This is a genomic window from Rathayibacter sp. AY1H2, assembly GCF_002931985.1.
GTDB lineage: Bacteria > Actinomycetota > Actinomycetes > Actinomycetales > Microbacteriaceae > Rathayibacter.
The window spans coordinates 1-1,489 of sequence record NZ_PSUV01000039.1 but is presented as its reverse complement, the minus strand read 5'-3'; the positions used below and the strand labels follow the sequence as shown (position 1 = coordinate 1,489).

Sequence of the window (1,489 nt, the reverse complement as noted above, 5' to 3'; positions counted from 1 at the left end):
CAGTATCGCAGCCCTTTGTACCGGCCATTGTAGCATGCGTGAAGCCCAAGACATAAGGGGCATGATGATTTGACGTCATCCCCACCTTCCTCCGAGTTGACCCCGGCAGTCTCCTATGAGTTCCCACCATGACGTGCTGGCAACATAGAACGAGGGTTGCGCTCGTTGCGGGACTTAACCCAACATCTCACGACACGAGCTGACGACAACCATGCACCACCTGTATACCGACCTTGCGGGGCAACCATTTCTGGAAGTTTCCGGTATATGTCAAGCCTTGGTAAGGTTCTTCGCGTTGCATCGAATTAATCCGCATGCTCCGCCGCTTGTGCGGGCCCCCGTCAATTCCTTTGAGTTTTAGCCTTGCGGCCGTACTCCCCAGGCGGGGAACTTAATGCGTTAGCTGCGACACGGAGACCGTGGAAAGGTCCCCACATCTAGTTCCCAACGTTTACGGCGTGGACTACCAGGGTATCTAATCCTGTTCGCTCCCCACGCTTTCGCTCCTCAGCGTCAGTAACGGCCCAGAGAACTGCCTTCGCCATCGGTGTTCCTCCTGATATCTGCGCATTCCACCGCTACACCAGGAATTCCATTCTCCCCTACCGCACTCTAGTCTGCCCGTACCCACTGCAGGCCCGAGGTTGAGCCTCGGGTTTTCACAGCAGACGCGACAAACCGCCTACGAGCTCTTTACGCCCAATAATTCCGGACAACGCTTGCACCCTACGTATTACCGCGGCTGCTGGCACGTAGTTAGCCGGTGCTTTTTCTGCAGGTACCGTCAAGCCGAAGCCCTTCTTCCCTACTAAAAGAGGTTTACAACCCGAAGGCCGTCATCCCCCACGCGGCGTTGCTGCATCAGGCTTTCGCCCATTGTGCAATATTCCCCACTGCTGCCTCCCGTAGGAGTCTGGGCCGTGTCTCAGTCCCAGTGTGGCCGGTCACCCTCTCAGGCCGGCTACCCGTCGTCGCCTTGGTGAGCCATTACCTCACCAACTAGCTGATAGGCCGCGAGTCCATCCTTGACCGAAAAACTTTCCACCCGCACCCGATGCCGGGGCAGGTCGTATCCGGTATTAGACGCCGTTTCCAGCGCTTATCCCAGAGTCAAGGGCAGGTTACTCACGTGTTACTCACCCGTTCGCCACTAATCCACCCAGCAAGCTGGGCTTCATCGTTCGACTTGCATGTGTTAAGCACGCCGCCAGCGTTCGTCCTGAGCCAGGATCAAACTCTCCGTAAAAAAATTACGACCCCCAACCCCGAAGAGAAGGAGAGTCAAGTTTGACCTCTAGCAAATAAGACATCTCTCCGACCCGAAAGCCGGAAGCTGACATCAATTTCCAAAGGAATCCCAACCCGATCCGAAGATCAAGGCCGGGGTATAAAATTGGCATTGAACATAGTGCACGCTGTTGAGTTCTCAAGAATCGGACACATCCCGCCTCCACACCAGAACGGTGCTTCACAACGAAAGTGATCGAAG

1 rRNA gene (cut by a window edge) is annotated in these 1,489 nt (G+C 55.5%); it reads right to left on the bottom strand.

The annotated features are described in order from the left end of the window. Positions 1–1,246: ribosomal RNA gene (locus C5C29_RS16705) — 16S ribosomal RNA — on the bottom strand; it reaches 376 nt to the left of the window's first position. Positions 1,247–1,489 lie beyond the last annotated feature (243 nt).